This window comes from Arthrobacter sp. 05T420 (assembly GCF_056396305.1).
Genome location: NZ_JBFTLG010000023.1, coordinates 1 through 15697 on the forward strand (window position 1 = coordinate 1; position 15697 = coordinate 15697).

A 15697-nucleotide genomic window follows, 5' to 3' on the forward strand; every position below is an offset into this window, starting at 1 on the left:
CCCGCGCATATCAGTCTGACAGCGCCGTCGTTCACGACGCGCCAGCCATCCAGATCAGGCCAGGGAACGGACACAAAAGAGCGGTCCAAGACAAACCAGCCTTGGACCGCTCACCCTTGCCCTCTTGACAAAGAACTCCTACATATCAGATGTACTGCCCAGGCAGGTTGGTTATGCAGCCGCGAGGGAATGTGAACCGTACTAGGTTTGATGCCGCTTCAATTTTGGGAGGGATTCACCGGCGCCACCGAATTCCAGGCGCCCTTCGGCGAACAGATGGCCGCCGGCGTGATCGGCACCGTACCGTTGGTAATTATGGTGCTGATCTTCCAGCGGCGGATCGTCGAGGGCCTCACCGCAGGGGCAAGCAAATGAGCGCTGTTCCCGGCTCCCAGGCGGGACCGCTCGAGGAGACAGCCCTCGCGCCCGCCCCGGACTGGTGGCAGTCCGCCGTCATCTACGAGGTCTACCCGCGCTCCTTCGCTGACGGCGACGGCGACGGCGTGGGCGACCTCGCCGGGTTGATCGCCCGGCTGCCGTACATTGCCGCGCTCGGCGTCGACGGCATCTGGATGACCCCGTTCCAGCCCTCGCCGCAGGTGGACCAGGGCTACGACGTCACCGACTACTGCGGCGTGGACCCGCTGTTCGGCACCATGGAACAGTTCGATTCGCTGCTTTCCGAGGCGCACGCGCTGGGCCTGCGGATCCTGCTCGACGTCGTCCCCAACCACTGCTCGTCCGAGCACCCGCTGTTCCGGGCGGCCCTCGCGGCCGGCCCGGGCTCGCCGGAGCGGGACATGTTCCACTTTGTTGAAGGACCCGACGTCGACACTCCGCCGAACAACTGGCAGAGCGTCTTCGGCGGCCGGGCCTGGAGCCGCGCCCACCCGGACTCGGCCACCGACCTCGACTGGTACCTGCACCTCTTCTCCCCCGCGCAGCCGGACTGGAACTGGCGCAACCCCGCCGTCGGCGACTACTTCGACAACGTGCTGCGTTTCTGGTTCCACAAGGGCGTGGACGGGCTGCGCATCGACGTCGCGCACGCCCTGTTCAAAGCCAACGGGCTGCCGGACTCGCCGTCCGAGGGCGGGGTGGTGGACGGGCTGCGGTCCAACCCGCAGGTGTCCGACCAGGAGGACGTCCACGAGGTCTACCGTCGCTGGCGCACCATCGCGGAGAAGTACCAGCCGCACCGGCTGCTGGTGGGCGAGGTCAACCTGGAGCCGGCCCGCGCCGCCCGCTACACCCGCGCGGACGAGATGCAGCAGGCCTTCGCGTTCGCGTTCGTGAAGCTGGGCTGGCATCCGGAGGCGTGGGCCGCCGTCGGGAACGAGCTCGAGGCCGCTCGTCTGGAGCACGGCGCCGCGCCGACGTGGGCGCTGGAGAACCATGACATCGTCCGCTCGGTGACCCGGTTCGGCGGCGGTTCGCTTGGCAGCGCCCGTGCGCGGGCCGCCCTCGTGGCTTTGCTCGGGCTTCCCGGCGCCGCGTACCTCTACCAGGGCCAGGAGCTCGGGCTGCCCGAGGTCGACGTCCCGATCGAAGCCCGGGTGGATCCGATGTGGGCCCGCGGCGGCGTCTGCCGCGACGGCGCCCGTGTCCCGCTGCCGTGGACCGAGGACCCGGCGTTGAACCACGGCTTCTCTTTGTCCGATACTGCGGGCGCACCGTGGCTGCCGCAGCCGGAGGGCTGGGGAACCCACGCCGTCGAACTTCAGCAGCAGGACCCTACGTCCGCCCTGAACCTGACAAGAACGGCTTTGGAGCTGCGCCGGCAGTTGTGGAAGAACGAGGTCTTCACCGCCAACGACGGCGGCACGTGGCGGGTCGACGCCGGAAACCTCCTCATCTGCGAACGCAACGAGCACTTCCTCGTTGCTATCGCCATGGGCACCGAACCCGTGCAGCTGCCCGCCGGCACGGTGTTGCTCAGTGCCGTGCCGCTGGCAGACGAAGGCTGGCTGCAGCCTAACAACGCGGCTTGGGTGCTCAAGGGCTGAGGTGCATGGAGCAAGGTGTTGGTTTCCGGTGCGGATACCGGCCCGTCCGACGCCGGGCCGGGCTGGCGGCCCCTCCGCTGCGTCGCCTTGTCCAAGCGGCCGTCGAGGGGCCGCGTTTGCAGAACAAGCCAACCGTAGGAGCTCACCGACTTCTTGGTCCTGCTTCTTGGTCCTAGGGCCGCGCCGCTCACTGCGAGTCTTGCCCACGCTGAGCCGGATTCCATCCCAAGGCGGGACCCAACTTGCGGGCGATGTCGGTAAGGATCTGGGTGTAATCCTCGTGGTCGAAGCTGAAGGGCAGGGCGAACGCCACCTCGTCGACTTCCTGGAATCCGGCGTGTGCGTACAGCTGCTCGGCGATTTCATCGCTGGTGCCGATGAGATCCGGGGCGAACAGCATGCCTTTTGGCCCCTGCGGTGCCCGCGTGCGGGGAGTGCGTTCATCGACGTACCGCTGGTACTTCTCCCGCTGGTCCGGCGACGCCGAATCGGTCGGGATCACCACCAGGCCCTGGGACACCCGGGCCGGTCGGTGCGCTTGTGCCGACTCTGCGGCGGCCTTCCGGAAGGCACGGATCTGCGATTGCTGGATACGGGCGAAATCCGGTTCCTGATCCTTCTCGGGGAAGACCACACTGCTGGAGAGCAGATTGAATCCGCTTTCCCCGGCCCAGACGGCCGACTTCAGACTGGCCGCCCCGTACCAAAGGCGGTCGCGGAGCCCGGGAGCGTGGGGCTCCACACGGTTGGAGTATTCTTCGACTACACCCTGCTTGCCGGAAAAGTCCCGTACCGTTTCCCCCGCGATCAGGCGTGCAAGGCGATCAACGCGGACGTAGCTGAAGTCCTCGAGCTCCGAGGACTCCGGGTACAGTGCGTGCTTCACGGTGTCGTAGTGCATCGGTTCCCCCACGCTCAGCCCGGGATTGATGCGGCCCCCGGCGAGCAGATCCACGGTGGCCAGATCCTCGGCAAGGCGCAGCGGGTTTTCCCAGCCCAGTGGGGTCACAGCGGTTCCGAGCTCAATCCGGGACGTGCGCTGGCTGGCAGCGGCCATCACCGCGATCGGAGAGGAGATTCCGAACTGCAGGTGGCGGTGGCGCAGCCAGGCGCTGTCGAATCCAAGCCGCTCGCCAAGTTCGATGATCTGCAAGGTGGACTCGTGACCCGGGGCAGGATCCACCGGATCGAACAGGCCAATGGTGAGGAATCCAAGCTTGCGCAGGGGACGTGTGGGGCTGGGCATGAGGCTCCTTCAGCATCGGGATGCGGCTCCTCCCACAATATGCGCCCCGACCGAACGGACCCTTCTGCGGCGGTCGTTGTGTTACGAGGCCATTGCGATGGCGCTACTGGTAATTCCGGTTCCGGAGCTGAGCGCAGCGCAGCGGCCCCGACGGTGGCCTTTTCCGTCGTTGTCATTTCCGGCGGGGCGGCCCGGAAGCCGGGGGTGATCAGCGCCAGAACCACGACGCCCGGCACGAGCCAGGACACTCCCCGCGTAATGGCGTTACTGCCCTGCGGCCCTTCCAGGCCTGGGCGCGATTGGCACTCCCCTGGACCCCGGTGAGGGACGACGGCGCCGACCCCGGGCGGGTGCAGAAGTTCCGGGACGCGGGGTACAGGTTGGGGTGGCCCCGTTTCTGGCTAAGTCCCGGTGGGTAGGCTACTTCTACAACGAACGAAATCCCTGAACGATATGGAGACAGGCATGCACGCCGTCCTCGAATACACCTACGCAGACAACTACCTTGAAAGCCGCGAACAATACCGCGCAGACCACCTTCGGGCGGGGTGGGAATCAGTCGAACGCGGCGAGCTTCTGCTGGGCGGCGCCGTTGGCGAGGTCCCCTTCAAAGGCTTGCTGATCTTCACCGGTGAAAACGCGCTCGAGGCAGCGAGGGCTTTTGCAGCCGCCGATCCCTACGTCATCAACGGCGTTGTGACGGAGTGGACCGCCAGCCCCTGGACGACGGTGCTCGGAAACGAAGCGGCCTCACCCGTTCGCCCCTAAGCCCTGTCAAGCGCGCCTCCGGCACCATGATGCCGCCTTTCGGCGGATCCCGGAAAAGCTAAAGTTGCGGTGGACCCGGCGCACCAGGGCGACGACGTTGGCCGGGCCGTGGTCAGGGAAATCGTGGAACACTCGCCGGCAGTTGCCCGGCACCGAGGCGATCAGCATCACCAGCGCCAAGTTCATGGAGCGCGCCCACAACCTGTACCGGTCGTTGAGCTCCCGCCGCGCGCGCCGGAACGGGACTGGTTCGCGCCGGGCGAGGACGTGCTGCTGTGGGTGTTTATGCTGAAACTGCGTGGTTGAGCCCGTCGAAGCCTGTACAAACGTCCGATGGCGCGAAAAAAGGAGGCCGACGACGACACTTAGTGTCGCCGTCGGCCTCCTTTAATGCCGCGGTGGTGCTATCCCCGCAGGCCGCTGGACCCTAGGCCGCCGTCGGAAGAGTGACGTAGCTGCCTTCGACGTTGCCGGCGGCAACAACGGGAGTGCCGTCTACTGTGACATAGCTGCCACGGGTGACGGGGGGCAGGTTGCGAACACCGGCGACGGTGGCATAGCTGCCCTCGACGCCGGCGGGCACGCTGCCGGCGGGGAGGGTCACGTAGCTGCCGCCCCGCGATGTGGTGTCAGCGACGGCGGTGGATGAGGAGGCTGCGGAACGTTCGGTCAAGATAGTCATGATTCTCCGTGAGGTTTCTGGATGAGGGCCACATAGGTTCTTGTGCCGCTCAAGCAGGAGGGTGTTGCGCGTGGCGTCGCTTGCCCCGCTGGCCCGGGTATGTTCACCGGTGCGGTACTCAAGGGCTACGCTGGCCTGCATCTAACTTTACGGGCTTATTGTGAGTAACTCAGAATAAGGTGCGAAGACTCACGTTATAAAGTGGCACGGCTCACGTCTTGTGCGGGACGCCTGTGGGCTGCTCCGAACGGCGCCGGTTCGATGGTAAACGCACGGGTCCGTCACCTAGCATGGCCCACATGAAGACTGCCCGGGACGCACGCTCCGCCGCCGTTGTCATCAACGCCGGATCCCGCCGAGGGGCGGCATCCGAACTTGCCGTGGACACGATGCGTAAGGCCGGAGTGCCCGTCTCCTCCGTGCACCACGTGCTGTCCGGGGCGGACCTGGCCGGGACGGTGTCCTACGCCGCCGGCCGGGTTGCCGGCACCAACGTGGCACTCGGCGTTCTTCCTCTGGCCACCGCCAATGACTTCGCCCGCAAGCTGGAGATGCCGAACAATCTTGCCGAGGCGTGCGCCGCCGTCGCCGAGGGGAAGGTGGTGGACATCGACCTCGGCCGGGCCAACGGTAAGCCGTTCCTCAACGTCGCGTCCGTGGGCCTCTCGGTGGCAGTCACCGAGGCCGGACTGGAACTGGCGGAACCCCGCCGTCGGCGATTACTTCGATGGCGAGCTGCGCTTCTGGTTCGACAAGGGCGTGGACGGCCTGCGCATCGACGTCGCGCACGCGCTGTTCAAGGCCGACGGCCTGCCGGACTCGCCGTCAGAGGGCCGGGGGTGGACGGGCTGCGGTCCAACCCGCAGGTCTCGGACCAGGAGGATGTCCACGAGGTCTACCGCCGCTGGCGCAAAACGCGACGAGCACTTCCTGGTCGCCGTCGCGATGGGCACCGAGCCGGTGAAGCTGCCCGCCGGCACGGTGTTGCTCAGCGCCGAACCGCTGGCCGAAGACGGCTGGCTGCAGCCGAACAACGCCGCGTGGGTGCTGCGCGACGAGGGCGTTCCCTCATAGGAAAGCACCGTCGCTGGCGGAGCCGCTCCGCCTGGGCCTTGTACGTAGCCCACCACAGGAATTCGGCAGCGTGCTCCCGGTAGCAGACTGGCGCCCCGCGAAATTCGAACCCCGCCAGGAGCCGAGTCAGGTTTTCGGGTTCAGTGTTCCGCGGGCGATGCTGTCGGCGGAGTGGGCGGGATTCCCGTTGTACGGCTGGTTGGAAATGTCGACCACAGGGTATTGGGCCAGATCGGTGCCGGCGGGGATGGTGAAGACGCCGGAGTCATTGGCGAGGACGCCGAGACTGACCATCTTGGAGAGGTCGGCCGAGCCGACCCACACTCCCCGGAATCCGGAGATGGGGTCGTTGGAGAGCCGGATCGCGAGTCTGCGGGATCCGTCGGGAAGTTGTTGCACCTGCGCCTCTCCCGTCCCGGTGTGCGAGGGAAGGGGAGTCAGGGCTGTTTGGGCGAGGACGACGGCGGCGGGGGCCGACTGGCTGGCCGTGGGGGCCGGGGTGCCGGCGCGTTCGAGGACTCCGGCCGCGATCCACCCGGCAGCAATGCCGACGACGATGCCGGCGGCTGCGGCGGCAGTCCAGAACCTGGGACGGGCAAGCCGCTTTTTTGCGCCCTGCCGCAGTGGAATCGGTGCAGCCGGTGGTTCGGTGCCGGACGTGTCAGCGGCCGCAGGACCGGGCGGCGACGACGACATGGGAGGCCCGGCGGCTCGCCGGCTCAGGGGATCCGCCGCGAGCTCCGGGGAGAGCCCGAGGGCCTGATGGATGGCGGTCCAGGTCTGGCTGCCGGGGGCCTCAAGTTCAATGTCGGCGAGGTCGAGGGTGGCTACGTGCACGGCGTGCTGCAGGGCCCGGAGGGTTTCGCGGCACTGCGGGCAGTTGGCGAGGTGGTCCGCGTCGGCGTCTGCGCCCAAGGGCTCGCCAAGGGCCATCAGGCTGAGAAGTTCGGCGTCAAGGTGTTCCATGTTCCACCTCCAGGCGGTCGCGCAAACGGGTAAGGCTGCGCCGGATGTGGCTTTTGACGGTGCCGAGCGGCAGGTTCAGGCGCGAGGAGATCTGGTCGTGGGTCAGGTCTTCGTAGAATGCCAGCCGCATTATTGTCTGCTGTGGATCCCCAAGATGTTCCAGTTCTTCGTCCAGGACCAGGCGGTCGGCGAGTTCCTCGACACCGCCGGCAGCGGGTCCGGGAGCCGGGTCAGCGGCCAAAAGAGCGGCGGCTTGTTCCAGATGACGCTGCCGGGAGCGGGCAGACAAGGCGTCGGAGATGGCATTACGCGTGATCCCGATCAGCCAGGCCGGCAGCCGTGCCGCCTCGGGGCGATAGCTGGTCCGCGATTTCCAGGCCCGGATGAAGACCTCCTGGGTGACATCGTCCGCCGCGGCACGCTCTCCCAAGGATCGCAGCGCCAGCGTGTAGACCAGCGGACTTAGCCTCCGGTAGACCTCGGCGAGGATGCGTTCGTGGCCGCCGGCAAACGCGTAATCGAGGCTGGGATCCCAATCATGCGCGGCGGCAGCCTCCATGGGGTGCTCCTTCGAGCGGCAACGGGGCTTGTTGAACCATATTATGCCGCTCCCGCAGGGGCTCCGCCATGGTCCGATGGCCGCTGTTGTCCGGAGCGCCACTACGCGCGCCGGCCGGCAGGGCCGCCGTCGAAGCGGCCCCACCGGGGTACAGAACGTGGTGGCTGCACAAGCCCTGGGAGCTTAGTCGCGGTCGCCGTCGTCTCCTTCCGATGACGAGTCCACCACTTGCACGGCGGCTTTGAGGTTTTTGGCGGCGAGGCTGCCCCACGCGTAAACGATGGTGTTCTTGCCCTGGGCGACCTTGACGGTCGCGGGGCCGATCAGCGGGGCTGTGGTTCCCGCGGCCGCGACCGAGGCGGAGACAGTCCCGGCCTTGAGGGTGAGGGTCTTCTGATGCGGGTTGGTGAGGGCTTTGACGACGGCGGTCTTGCCGGCGAGGACATCGACGGCCGGGGCGGCGGCAACGTGCCGGACGGTCAACTTGCCCTTTCCATCCGGGCTGCGCGACGTGTCATTGGTGAACAGCGTGGCCGTGGGCTTGCCGTTGGCGCTCAGGTGCGCGACCGCCGTATAGTCTTCCCCTGCTTCCAGGTCCACCGTGACGGGTCCTATGACGGGGTTGGCCGCGCTGGTGGCGTTCGAGCCGGTGACGGCAATCTTATGGTCACCGTCGGGGACGTTTAGCGGTCCGGCCAATGTGCCTGGTGCGAAGTTGTCCAGGGCGCGCTTTCCGTCGACCCAAACGTCCACGGTGAGGCCCGGGACGCCGTGAAGGACCGAGAGTTTCGCTGTGCCTTCGTCGCGGTGATGCGGGCTGCCGGCCTGGGCCGGGGCGGCCAAGGTCAGTGCTGCCAGCAGCGTCACGGTTCCGGCAACTGCAGTAAGTGTCTTGCGCATTTCCAGCTCCTCGTAGAGGCCCCTGTGGGGGCTGTAATTGTGCTTACACCTCTACTACCGGCCCAGGCCCGTGCCTGGATGCACCCGTCCGGAAATTTCTTGGGCCGCGCTGGCCTCGTTATGGATGCGGCTGCCCAGCGCGCGGCCTTGGCCGGGACTGCCCCCGTCAGGTCCCGCGGACCTCGCCGCCGGGAACCGCCCCGTCCCACCAGTTGAGCAGGCGCGTGGCGTGGAAGGTCAGCCACTTTGACGGTTCGCCTGCCCGCACGTCCGTTTCGAACCAGACCCGGCCGGGATGGCGGCGTTCCTGCACCCACGTCCCGTCCGGCTGCCGGGCGGACCGGACCAGCTCGACGGCGTCGGCCATCCGCGGATCCGGCGCTGCGGCGTCGTGGATGGCCGCCGCCCGGAAATAGTCCGCTGCGTTGAGTGCACTGTAGAACCAACGGAACGGGTAGGCGAAGCGGGCAGCCCACGGCGCCACCACCTCGCCCGAGGCGAGCCTGTAGAGCAGCCTGCGCTCCAAAAGGTACTCCTCGCCGCGACGCCGGGCAGCGCGCATTTCATCGGAGCCGCCGGTCGCGCCCTCAAAGTACAGCACACCCTTCAGAGCGTTAAGGGTGGAATGAAACGAGGACCTGGCGGAGCCGTTGACCCACTCGCAATTCCAGCCGCCGTCGGCCAGCTGGTGAGCCGGGAACCATCGGGCGAGTCCGGCGACGTCGGCGCCCAGCCAGGCGCCGTTCGCCAGCGTGAAGGCATTGATGCAGCAGTCCACCTCGCCGTCCCAGTAGGGCAGGTCATCGTACTCCCAGTGGCTGTTCGCGGCCAGAAGTTCGGCGCTGCCCGCGAGCGCGTCCGGGGCCAGACCCCACTCCCGCAGCATGTTGAGGGACCACGTGGTGGCGGTGTACGGCTGGCCGGCGTCATCGGCTGCCTCCGGTCCGCCGAAGTCAAAGTCCTTGGGAAAATATGCGCCGCCCGCCCATTGTCCGTCCGGGTCCTGCAGCGCGAGCAGCCGCGCGCCGAACCCCTCGGTGCCGATGCGGGCGCGGGTGGCTTCCCACACGTCAGGCGGCGCGCCGGCGAGGTCGCGCTCAACCTGCCAGCGGAGCGCAGGGTCGGAGTCCAGAAGCCACGTCAGCAGAGCGGGGTCTACGGCCATAGCGGGGAGACTACCACGGCGTAGCGCGTCCGCCGAGGCCCGCAACGGCACCTGCCCGCTCCCTGCCACCTCGCTGACTAGAGCTTGGGAATCAGAACCGAAGTATTTCTCTTGTAGGCCTCACAGGCGGCCGGACCGCCCCACTTTTCGAGTCGGGCTTCTTCTCCACCCCGTGCCAGGCAGCGCGCGACCCAGGCAGCCGAACCCACCATGGCTGCAGGCGCCGTCGGCCTCTTCCTCCATCCACTCGCAAACGGGGCTGCCATTGCTCCCTGCGCGGCGCGGCAAAGCCCCCGGTGATGTGCCGGGGGCTTTGCGCCTTTTCCGTGACTGTTACTTTACTGCGACGAAAACCTTGTCGCCTAGCATGCCCGGCCTGACGGCGAGGACGCCTTTGGCGGCCGTGGCCGTCGGCACTTCGATGACCATATTGCCGGTCGCGGTGCCTTTTGTGTAAAGCGTGCTCATGGTGTCGATCGGCTTCGGTGCGACGGCGTGGTTGTCGAGTTTGTTGACGGTGGTGCCCGCTGCTGTCACGTAGTCGATCGAAACGAAGATAGGCATCTGACCTTTAGGGTCATCGCCGATGTAGGTAGTGGAGTAGTTCACGATCATGTACTCCGACCCCTTGGCCGGGGGCTCATTGAATTGGTTGGCAGCGACAACGGCCTTCGTGGCGGCGAGGGTGACTGAGTGGACTACGACGCGCCAGTCTTTAGACTCGATAACCGAGCCGACCGGGTATGGGTTCTCGCGGGTTCCGGCTTCGGCTGCCGGCTTCGCTGCTGCCCCGTCGCTGGCGCCTGCGCTCTGGGACGGTACTGCGACTGTGGTCTTGCCGCCGCTGAAAGCGTTGTCGAACGATGTCGCTACGACGGCAGAGAACACGGCGACCCCGACGATGGTTCCCACGATGGAGAGGATCAGGGCGGTGATCCCCATCCACTTGGCCTTGTCCTTGAGGAATAGAGAAACGAGAGCCAGAACGAATGCGATCGGGAGCAGAATCCACCCAACGATGAGAGCACCGGGGATGCAGGCGAAAATGAACCCGAGGGCCGCCGTGATGAGCGCGATGAGCCCGAGGACGTTCAACGGCTTTTTCGCCTTCGTCGACTGGGGCGGGGGCGTTTGCGTTGGCGCCCCATGGTCCTGCTGCGCGAGAGATGATTGCTGTGGCTGGTGGGGCGCGGTCTGCTGTGAGCCCACCCCAGGGAGCTCTGGTGTTGTCATGGCCCAACTATCGCAGACACGTTTGGTTTGTCATGTTTCACGACACGACGCAAGCTGAACTGTGACAAACATGATGCTTCTCATGTCGCACGTCACGACGCAACGCGTGGTTGATGAAGCCCCCACCCCGCGGGCCAGGGCACGCAATGACCGAGCCGCGTCCTAGGATCACACCCTGAGTACGCCGCAGATCGTGCGGAGGGCGATGCGTGTAGAGGCCACCCTATTCAACGCCGACGGGCTGCCGGACTCGCCCGGGTGGACGGGCTGCGGTCCAACCTGCAGGTCTCGGACCAGGAGGACGTCCACGAGGTCTACCGCCGCTGGCGCACCCTCGCCGAGGAGTACGAGCCGCACCGCCTGCTGGCGGGCGAGGTCAACCTGAAGCCGGCCCGCGCCGCCCGCCACACCCGTGCCGACTGGGTACGACGATTACAGAGGCATGGCCCGGGGGCGGAATTGACCCGGGCCAGAGCCCAGACGACACATTCGACGAATTGCCCCTGGGCTTGGGCGCGCCTAGGACCGTCGCCGTCCAGAGTGCCCATTTCAGTGGGTATGATTCAGCTAATAGCCAGCGAGCGTTCAGATGCCGCTCAGGAATTCTCATTAGGACCGTCAGAATTCACTGCCCCTGCCCAAGTCACTGAGCCGGGTGCGCATATGGCGTTTTGCAAGGAGATACGACCCCGTGAAGAACCCCTCATCGGATGTTTCGCCCAACGACGAACTTGAGCAGACAGATGGACCGCCGATGGCCGACGCCGGCTCGATCGCTAGCTCGGTTTCTCAGGGGCAGCCGGACTCTGCGGCCGCAGGTGAGCCCCTAGATCCGCAGGCAAAGGTCTGCCGCAAGTGCAGCGTTCAGACCCACACTGTCGGCAACTTCTGCCCGAGTTGCGGGACCGCCTATGTCGCTCAGCGACGCTTCGCGACGGTGAAGAAGCGTACTGTCCTTATCGTTGCGGCCCTAGTCGTCGCGGTGATCACCGGTACTGGAATTACATTGAGCATCCAGCACACAAATCAGGTGAACGCTGAGCAAGCGGCCGCGGCGGCTGCCGCCGAGGCCCAGACCCAGCGCGAGGCCGAAGCCGCCCGGGCTGCGGCAGAGGCGACCGCTGCAAAAGAGGCCGCCGATGATGCAAAGCGGACAGAGCGAAAATTGATAGTGTCCGAGGTAGAGGACTCAATTCTCAAGGACGCTAAGTCACGCGTTACCGAAGGAGTCCTGACGGGCCCGATAACGCGGGCATCCTGCACGCCGTTGGGTGGAGGATCGACGGATGATTTAACGGCCATCACGGGCACGTTCGAGTGCATCGCCGTCAACAAGACAGAGGCAGATGGCTCTTCCTCCGGCTACCGGTTCTCCGCAACCGTCAATTGGAACGCTGGCAACTACAGCTGGCACCTCGGCAGCTAAGTATCGGAGCACGTCAACTCCGATGACGGGGTGGATCGGAAAAGGACCGAGGAGGCCGAGTTGAACCGCGGCATTTCACTCACCAAGCCTGCCACCGTCGTGCTCCCGCAGGCATTGGAGGCGTGCGTGCTTCCGAGCTTCACGCGTAGCAGAGCCGAACAACGCGGTTTGGGTTCTGAACGGCTGAGCGTGCCGCCAGGCTGAGCGATGCCACGCGAAGAGGGCCGTCCACGTTCCTTGGAAACGTGGACGGCCTTTTTCGCGTCTCCGCCGGTTCTCACGGGCCGGGATGGAAGCCATTCTTGGACGGCAACACCCTCCCGCGCGGGGATGAGCGCCAGCCGTTGCGCATCTACGCAGCATCTTTGTGTTCACCCCCGGTCCAGCTCCCCGAACACAACAGTCCATCTGGCCTCCCTACGGTGGTCGAGTCGCCGGCGCAGCGCCGGTTACCGTCATCCAGGAGGAACCATTCCCATGCGCACACCCCTGACTGCCGCGGCCGCCGCCGCGCTCATCGCCGCTCTGGCGAGCCCCGCCGTCGCCGCTTCCAGCCCCGAAGCCGGCTCGGCGCCGTCGTCGAACGCTTCCGCAACAACAGCGATCAAGACCAACGAGAGCAACGGCTCCTTTGACCTGCAGGCCCACCGCGGTGGCCGCGGCCAGTGGACCGAGGAATCCCTGGCCGCGTTCGCCAACTCGGTGAAGCTCGGGGTCACCACGCTGGAGCTGGACACCCACCTGACCTCGGACGGCAAGGTGATCGTCTGGCATGACGACACGATCCAGGCGGACAAGTGCCGCGACACCGCTCCCGCGGCTCCCGGCGACACGCAATTCCCCTATGTCGGCGACCGGGTGGCCGAGCTGTCCCTCGCGCAGATCAAGACCCTGGACTGCGGGTTTACCCAGCTGAAGGGATTCCCGGAACAGGACGTCGTCGAGGGCAACCGGATCGCCGAGCTCAAGGACGTGTTCCAGCTCGCGCGCGACGCCAAGAAGGTCCGCTTCAACGTCGAGACCAAGGTGGAGGACGGCCGGGCAGGCGGCGAGGGCATGGTGGCCCTGACCAAGGCCGTGGTCACGGAGATCTACACCGCCGGCATGGCCGGGCGCAGCACCGTGCAGTCGTTCGACTGGTCCTCGCTGAACCTGACCAAGAAGATCGCCCCGCAACTGCCGCTCGTTGCCCTGTCCAGCGGCGATGCCTGGCTCGAGGTCGGCAAGCCCGGCGCCAGCCCCAACCTCGGCGGCATCGACATCGACACCTACGGCGGCTCGCTCGCCAAGGCCGCGGCTGCCCAGGGCTACGACGTCATCTCCCCCGCCTTCGCCTCCGTCACCCCGGCCATGGTCAAGGACGCCCACGCCCTCGGCCTGCCGGTCATCCCCTGGACGGTCAACACCACCGCGGACATGAACCGGCTGATGGACCTCGGCGTGGCCGGCATCATCAGCGACTACCCCACCCGCCTGCGCACGGTCATGGAAGAGCGGGGACTGAAGCTGCCCAAGGCGTACTCGGCCAAGGGCTGATGCACTGATTTCCAGGCGCCCGCGTTCTAGATTCTCGCGCGTACGCTGAACCGGCTCCCGCCTTGAAGGCGGGAGCCGGTTTCGTCAGGCCTCGTTGCCGACCCCAGCGATGCTGTGAGTGGCTGACCGGTGCCGGACTCCGGCCTACGTGCGCTGGGAGATGTTGATGATGTTGCCCTCGCTGTCCAGGAACCAGGCAGCCATGCCCCAGCTGGTGGTGGCAACTCCGTTTTCCGTCTTCAGGCCGGGAAAATCGTAGTCTTCAAAGACGACGCCGCGGGCCCGCAGTTCCTCCATCTCGCGCTGGAGATTGTCAGTATCCCAGGCCAGCTGGGTGTTTTTGGCTGTCCCGGCATTGTCTGTCTGGTAGAGGAGGAAGCGGGTTCCTTGGCCGCAGCTATACATGACGGTCCCCTCCTCCATGGAATCGGAGGGTTCGATTCCCATCTTGTCCCGATAGAACGCCTTCGCCCGGCTGATATCCTTCGCGGGGAGGACAGCCATGATGTTTGAATCCTTGAACATGATGATTCCCTTCAGTGCGTAGAAGACCGCAGCGACGGCGATGCTCCCCCCGGTTTCGGTCCCGGAATCCCCATCCGGAACCCGTGGCCGCCCCTTGCGCCGAGCCGGGGCAGCCACCTGGGACTCTTTTTATGCCACGCCACGCATGACCAACGTGAGGGGTCCCCGAAGTTATGTGGCCATTATGGACCGGTTTGGGTCCGCGGAAGTAGGGGCGTTGGCATCTGCCAGCCCGACCGCTTACGTCCCCGTCGGCACGATGCCAGAGTTGAAGAATAAACGCTCCGGCGAGACCACCCTTGACTTCTCTGCTGACCGTCGTCAGTCTTTTCGACAACAGGGGTGCGTCCGTCCGCTCCTGAATCCCCGTGGAGGACGCTGATGTTCCGTGCCAGGTCGCTGATGCGTTCCGCGACCTCCGGTGACCGGGTTACGCGCCTAGAGCTATTCTTCGATCTGGTCTTTGTCTTTGCGCTATCGCAGCTGTCCCATTATTTGCTGGAGCATCCCTCATGGGTGGGGGCCGGAGAGACCTTCGTGCTTCTTCTTGCGGTCTATAAGGTGTGGGTGTACACGACCTGGTCGGCGACATTGCTGGACACTTCGCGGATTGAGGTGCAGTGGATGCTGCTGATCGTCATGCTTGTCACACTGTTCATGAACGCCTCAATCGGCTCAGCGTTTGGCGCCTTCGGCTGGCTCTTTGCTGCGAGCTATCTCCTGGTCCAACTGGGCCGAGGTGCGTGGATGCTCACCGTCGGACTTGACCGGACCACCCACGACCATTTCGTGCGCACGCTGATCTGGGGGTGTATGAGCGCGCCGTTTTGGATTGCCGGTGCCTTCTTCGGTCCGGGGCCCCGGTTGATGCTCTGGGGTGTCGCTGCCGCGATCGATCTGGGCGGCCACATGCTGGCGCACCGGTTGCCGGGCCGGAAGACCGAAGGAAGCCGGGTCCCGCTCCCGGGAGAGAGGATCTTTGAGCGGTTCGGGTTGTTCTACCTGATCGCGCTCGGCGAGACAATCTTTTCAACCGGCCTGGCGATAGCGGGCAATCTGGAGGACCCCTTGATACTTCTGACCGGGACCGTAAGTTTGGCCGGAAGCGTCGCGATCTGGTGGTGCTACTTCCACGGCCTCGAGGAGGAGGTTCTGGAGAAGCTTGCTTCTGTCGACGATCAGTTCCGGCCCGGTATTTTGGCGGGCAACACCTTGGTGGTGTTACTGGCGGGCCTGATCCTGGTGGCGGTTGGTGATCAGCTCGTGATCACTGATCCGACCGCCCGCCCGGATCTGGCCACCGTCCTGTTTCTTTTTGGTGGGCCGGCTCTTTTCCTTGCCGGCCGGGGCGTTTTTATTCGACGGGTGCTGGGCCACCGCCAACCATCTGATCTCGCCGGCATCGCAGCCTTGGCGGTCCTGGCAAACTTGAGCTTTCTCCTCCCGGCCTTCGTTGCCGCTATTGGGGCCGTTCTTCCCCTCATGGGCGTGGCATTTTCCGACGCCGTGAACCGCCGCCGCCGAGCGCTCTGACGCGCAGGGCTGCCCGCCCACCCGTCAGATTCGGCCGGGAGTTGGCGGCGGCGGCACACGCGACCAGCAGCCGGTGAG

General features: G+C 65.8%; 16 protein-coding genes and 2 pseudogenes. 9 read left to right on the forward strand and 9 right to left on the reverse strand.

Annotated features, from left to right (window positions below):
• Positions 1-210: 210 nt before the first annotated feature.
• Positions 211-375, forward strand: coding sequence for a hypothetical protein (locus tag AC1DEM_RS19415; protein WP_476885921.1), 165 nt, complete (start codon positions 211-213; stop codon positions 373-375).
• Positions 372-2006 (forward strand): alpha-amylase family glycosyl hydrolase, encoded by a 1635-nt coding sequence (locus tag AC1DEM_RS19420; protein WP_476885922.1) that lies wholly within the window; start codon positions 372-374, stop codon positions 2004-2006. Before AC1DEM_RS19415 ends, AC1DEM_RS19420 begins: the two co-directional genes overlap by 4 nt.
• 187 nt (positions 2007-2193) lie before the next feature.
• Here the strand turns inward: AC1DEM_RS19420 and AC1DEM_RS19425 are convergent, their stop codons facing one another.
• Complete coding sequence (locus tag AC1DEM_RS19425; RefSeq protein ID WP_476885923.1) at positions 2194-3252, reverse strand: LLM class flavin-dependent oxidoreductase; 1059 nt, start codon at positions 3250-3252, stop codon at positions 2194-2196.
• A 465-nt stretch (positions 3253-3717) separates the two neighbouring features.
• Here AC1DEM_RS19425 and AC1DEM_RS19430 point away from each other — a divergent pair, with 465 nt between their 5' ends.
• Entirely contained in the window at positions 3718-4020 is a 303-nt protein-coding gene (locus AC1DEM_RS19430; RefSeq protein ID WP_476885924.1) for a YciI-like protein, read from the forward strand.
• Between the two features lie 427 nt (positions 4021-4447).
• Here the strand turns inward: AC1DEM_RS19430 and AC1DEM_RS19435 are convergent, their stop codons facing one another.
• Positions 4448-4702 carry a hypothetical protein gene (locus AC1DEM_RS19435; protein ID WP_476885925.1) on the reverse strand — a complete coding sequence of 85 codons (255 nt, stop codon included), beginning with the start codon at positions 4700-4702 and terminating at the stop codon, positions 4448-4450.
• Positions 4703-5091: 389 nt separating this feature from the next.
• On the opposite strand from AC1DEM_RS19435, the pseudogene AC1DEM_RS19440 reads away from it, so the two are divergent.
• The 3 genes and pseudogenes from AC1DEM_RS19440 to AC1DEM_RS19450 form a co-directional block, all read left to right on the forward strand.
• A pseudogene (locus AC1DEM_RS19440) lies at positions 5092-5265 on the forward strand (diacylglycerol kinase family protein); the annotation flags it as partial.
• Positions 5231-5506: pseudogene (locus tag AC1DEM_RS19445) on the forward strand (alpha-amylase family glycosyl hydrolase); the annotation flags it as partial. The pseudogenes AC1DEM_RS19440 and AC1DEM_RS19445, both read left to right, overlap by 35 nt.
• 78 nt (positions 5507-5584) lie before the next feature.
• The gene (locus AC1DEM_RS19450; protein ID WP_476885992.1) at positions 5585-5776 is read left to right on the forward strand and encodes a hypothetical protein; all 192 of its coding nucleotides are present in this window, start codon (positions 5585-5587) and stop codon (positions 5774-5776) included.
• Between the two features lie 126 nt (positions 5777-5902).
• On the opposite strand, the gene AC1DEM_RS19455 is transcribed toward AC1DEM_RS19450, so the two are convergent.
• From AC1DEM_RS19455 to AC1DEM_RS19480, 6 genes are all read right to left on the reverse strand, one after another.
• The gene (locus tag AC1DEM_RS19455) at positions 5903-6742 is read right to left on the reverse strand and encodes an anti-sigma factor (protein WP_476885926.1); all 840 of its coding nucleotides are present in this window, start codon (positions 6740-6742) and stop codon (positions 5903-5905) included.
• Positions 6729-7301, reverse strand: a complete 573-nt coding sequence (locus tag AC1DEM_RS19460) for an RNA polymerase sigma factor (protein WP_476885927.1) — start codon at positions 7299-7301, stop codon at positions 6729-6731. Before AC1DEM_RS19460 ends, AC1DEM_RS19455 begins: the two co-directional genes overlap by 14 nt.
• A gap of 183 nt (positions 7302-7484) precedes the next feature.
• A complete protein-coding gene (locus tag AC1DEM_RS19465) occupies positions 7485-8201 on the reverse strand; it encodes a DUF4397 domain-containing protein (RefSeq protein WP_476885928.1) in 717 nt (238 codons plus the stop codon).
• Between the two features lie 166 nt (positions 8202-8367).
• On the reverse strand, positions 8368-9366 hold the full coding sequence (locus AC1DEM_RS19470) for a squalene cyclase (protein WP_476885929.1): 999 nt from the start codon (positions 9364-9366) through the stop codon (positions 8368-8370).
• 333 nt (positions 9367-9699) lie between these two features.
• Positions 9700-10599: a hypothetical protein gene (locus AC1DEM_RS19475; RefSeq protein WP_476885930.1), complete on the reverse strand. Its 900-nt coding sequence runs from the start codon at positions 10597-10599 to the stop codon at positions 9700-9702.
• A 168-nt stretch (positions 10600-10767) separates the two neighbouring features.
• A complete protein-coding gene (locus AC1DEM_RS19480; RefSeq protein ID WP_476885931.1) occupies positions 10768-11007 on the reverse strand; it encodes a hypothetical protein in 240 nt (79 codons plus the stop codon).
• Positions 11008-11290: 283 nt separating this feature from the next.
• Here AC1DEM_RS19480 and AC1DEM_RS19485 point away from each other — a divergent pair, with 283 nt between their 5' ends.
• Both AC1DEM_RS19485 and AC1DEM_RS19490 read left to right on the forward strand, forming a co-directional pair.
• Complete coding sequence (locus AC1DEM_RS19485; RefSeq protein WP_476885932.1) at positions 11291-12025, forward strand: hypothetical protein; 735 nt, start codon at positions 11291-11293, stop codon at positions 12023-12025.
• Positions 12026-12502: 477 nt separating this feature from the next.
• Positions 12503-13561 carry a glycerophosphodiester phosphodiesterase family protein gene (locus AC1DEM_RS19490; protein WP_476885933.1) on the forward strand — a complete coding sequence of 353 codons (1059 nt, stop codon included), beginning with the start codon at positions 12503-12505 and terminating at the stop codon, positions 13559-13561.
• Positions 13562-13705: 144 nt separating this feature from the next.
• On the opposite strand, the gene AC1DEM_RS19495 is transcribed toward AC1DEM_RS19490, so the two are convergent.
• The gene (locus AC1DEM_RS19495; RefSeq protein ID WP_476885934.1) at positions 13706-14086 is read right to left on the reverse strand and encodes a VOC family protein; all 381 of its coding nucleotides are present in this window, start codon (positions 14084-14086) and stop codon (positions 13706-13708) included.
• A gap of 381 nt (positions 14087-14467) precedes the next feature.
• Between AC1DEM_RS19495 and AC1DEM_RS19500 the strand changes: the two genes are divergently transcribed.
• On the forward strand, positions 14468-15619 hold the full coding sequence (locus tag AC1DEM_RS19500) for a low temperature requirement protein A (RefSeq protein ID WP_476885935.1): 1152 nt from the start codon (positions 14468-14470) through the stop codon (positions 15617-15619).
• Positions 15620-15697 lie beyond the last annotated feature (78 nt).

What these genes read in the sequence shown, in the direction of transcription:
- AC1DEM_RS19415 (WP_476885921.1), top strand. Translation starts at nt 211, where the DNA reads ATGCCGCTTCAATTTTGGGAGGGATTCACCGGCGCCACCGAATTCCAG.
- AC1DEM_RS19420 (WP_476885922.1), top strand. Translation starts at nt 372, where the DNA reads ATGAGCGCTGTTCCCGGCTCCCAGGCGGGACCGCTCGAGGAGACAGCC.
- AC1DEM_RS19425 (WP_476885923.1), bottom strand. Translation starts at nt 3,252, where the DNA reads ATGCCCAGCCCCACACGTCCCCTGCGCAAGCTTGGATTCCTCACCATT.
- AC1DEM_RS19430 (WP_476885924.1), top strand. Translation starts at nt 3,718, where the DNA reads ATGCACGCCGTCCTCGAATACACCTACGCAGACAACTACCTTGAAAGC.
- AC1DEM_RS19435 (WP_476885925.1), bottom strand. Translation starts at nt 4,702, where the DNA reads ATGACTATCTTGACCGAACGTTCCGCAGCCTCCTCATCCACCGCCGTC.
- AC1DEM_RS19450 (WP_476885992.1), top strand. Translation starts at nt 5,585, where the DNA reads ATGTCCACGAGGTCTACCGCCGCTGGCGCAAAACGCGACGAGCACTTC.
- AC1DEM_RS19455 (WP_476885926.1), bottom strand. Translation starts at nt 6,742, where the DNA reads ATGGAACACCTTGACGCCGAACTTCTCAGCCTGATGGCCCTTGGCGAG.
- AC1DEM_RS19460 (WP_476885927.1), bottom strand. Translation starts at nt 7,301, where the DNA reads ATGGAGGCTGCCGCCGCGCATGATTGGGATCCCAGCCTCGATTACGCG.
- AC1DEM_RS19465 (WP_476885928.1), bottom strand. Translation starts at nt 8,201, where the DNA reads ATGCGCAAGACACTTACTGCAGTTGCCGGAACCGTGACGCTGCTGGCA.
- AC1DEM_RS19470 (WP_476885929.1), bottom strand. Translation starts at nt 9,366, where the DNA reads ATGGCCGTAGACCCCGCTCTGCTGACGTGGCTTCTGGACTCCGACCCT.
- AC1DEM_RS19475 (WP_476885930.1), bottom strand. Translation starts at nt 10,599, where the DNA reads ATGACAACACCAGAGCTCCCTGGGGTGGGCTCACAGCAGACCGCGCCC.
- AC1DEM_RS19490 (WP_476885933.1), top strand. Translation starts at nt 12,503, where the DNA reads ATGCGCACACCCCTGACTGCCGCGGCCGCCGCCGCGCTCATCGCCGCT.
- AC1DEM_RS19495 (WP_476885934.1), bottom strand. Translation starts at nt 14,086, where the DNA reads ATGTTCAAGGATTCAAACATCATGGCTGTCCTCCCCGCGAAGGATATC.
- AC1DEM_RS19500 (WP_476885935.1), top strand. Translation starts at nt 14,468, where the DNA reads ATGTTCCGTGCCAGGTCGCTGATGCGTTCCGCGACCTCCGGTGACCGG.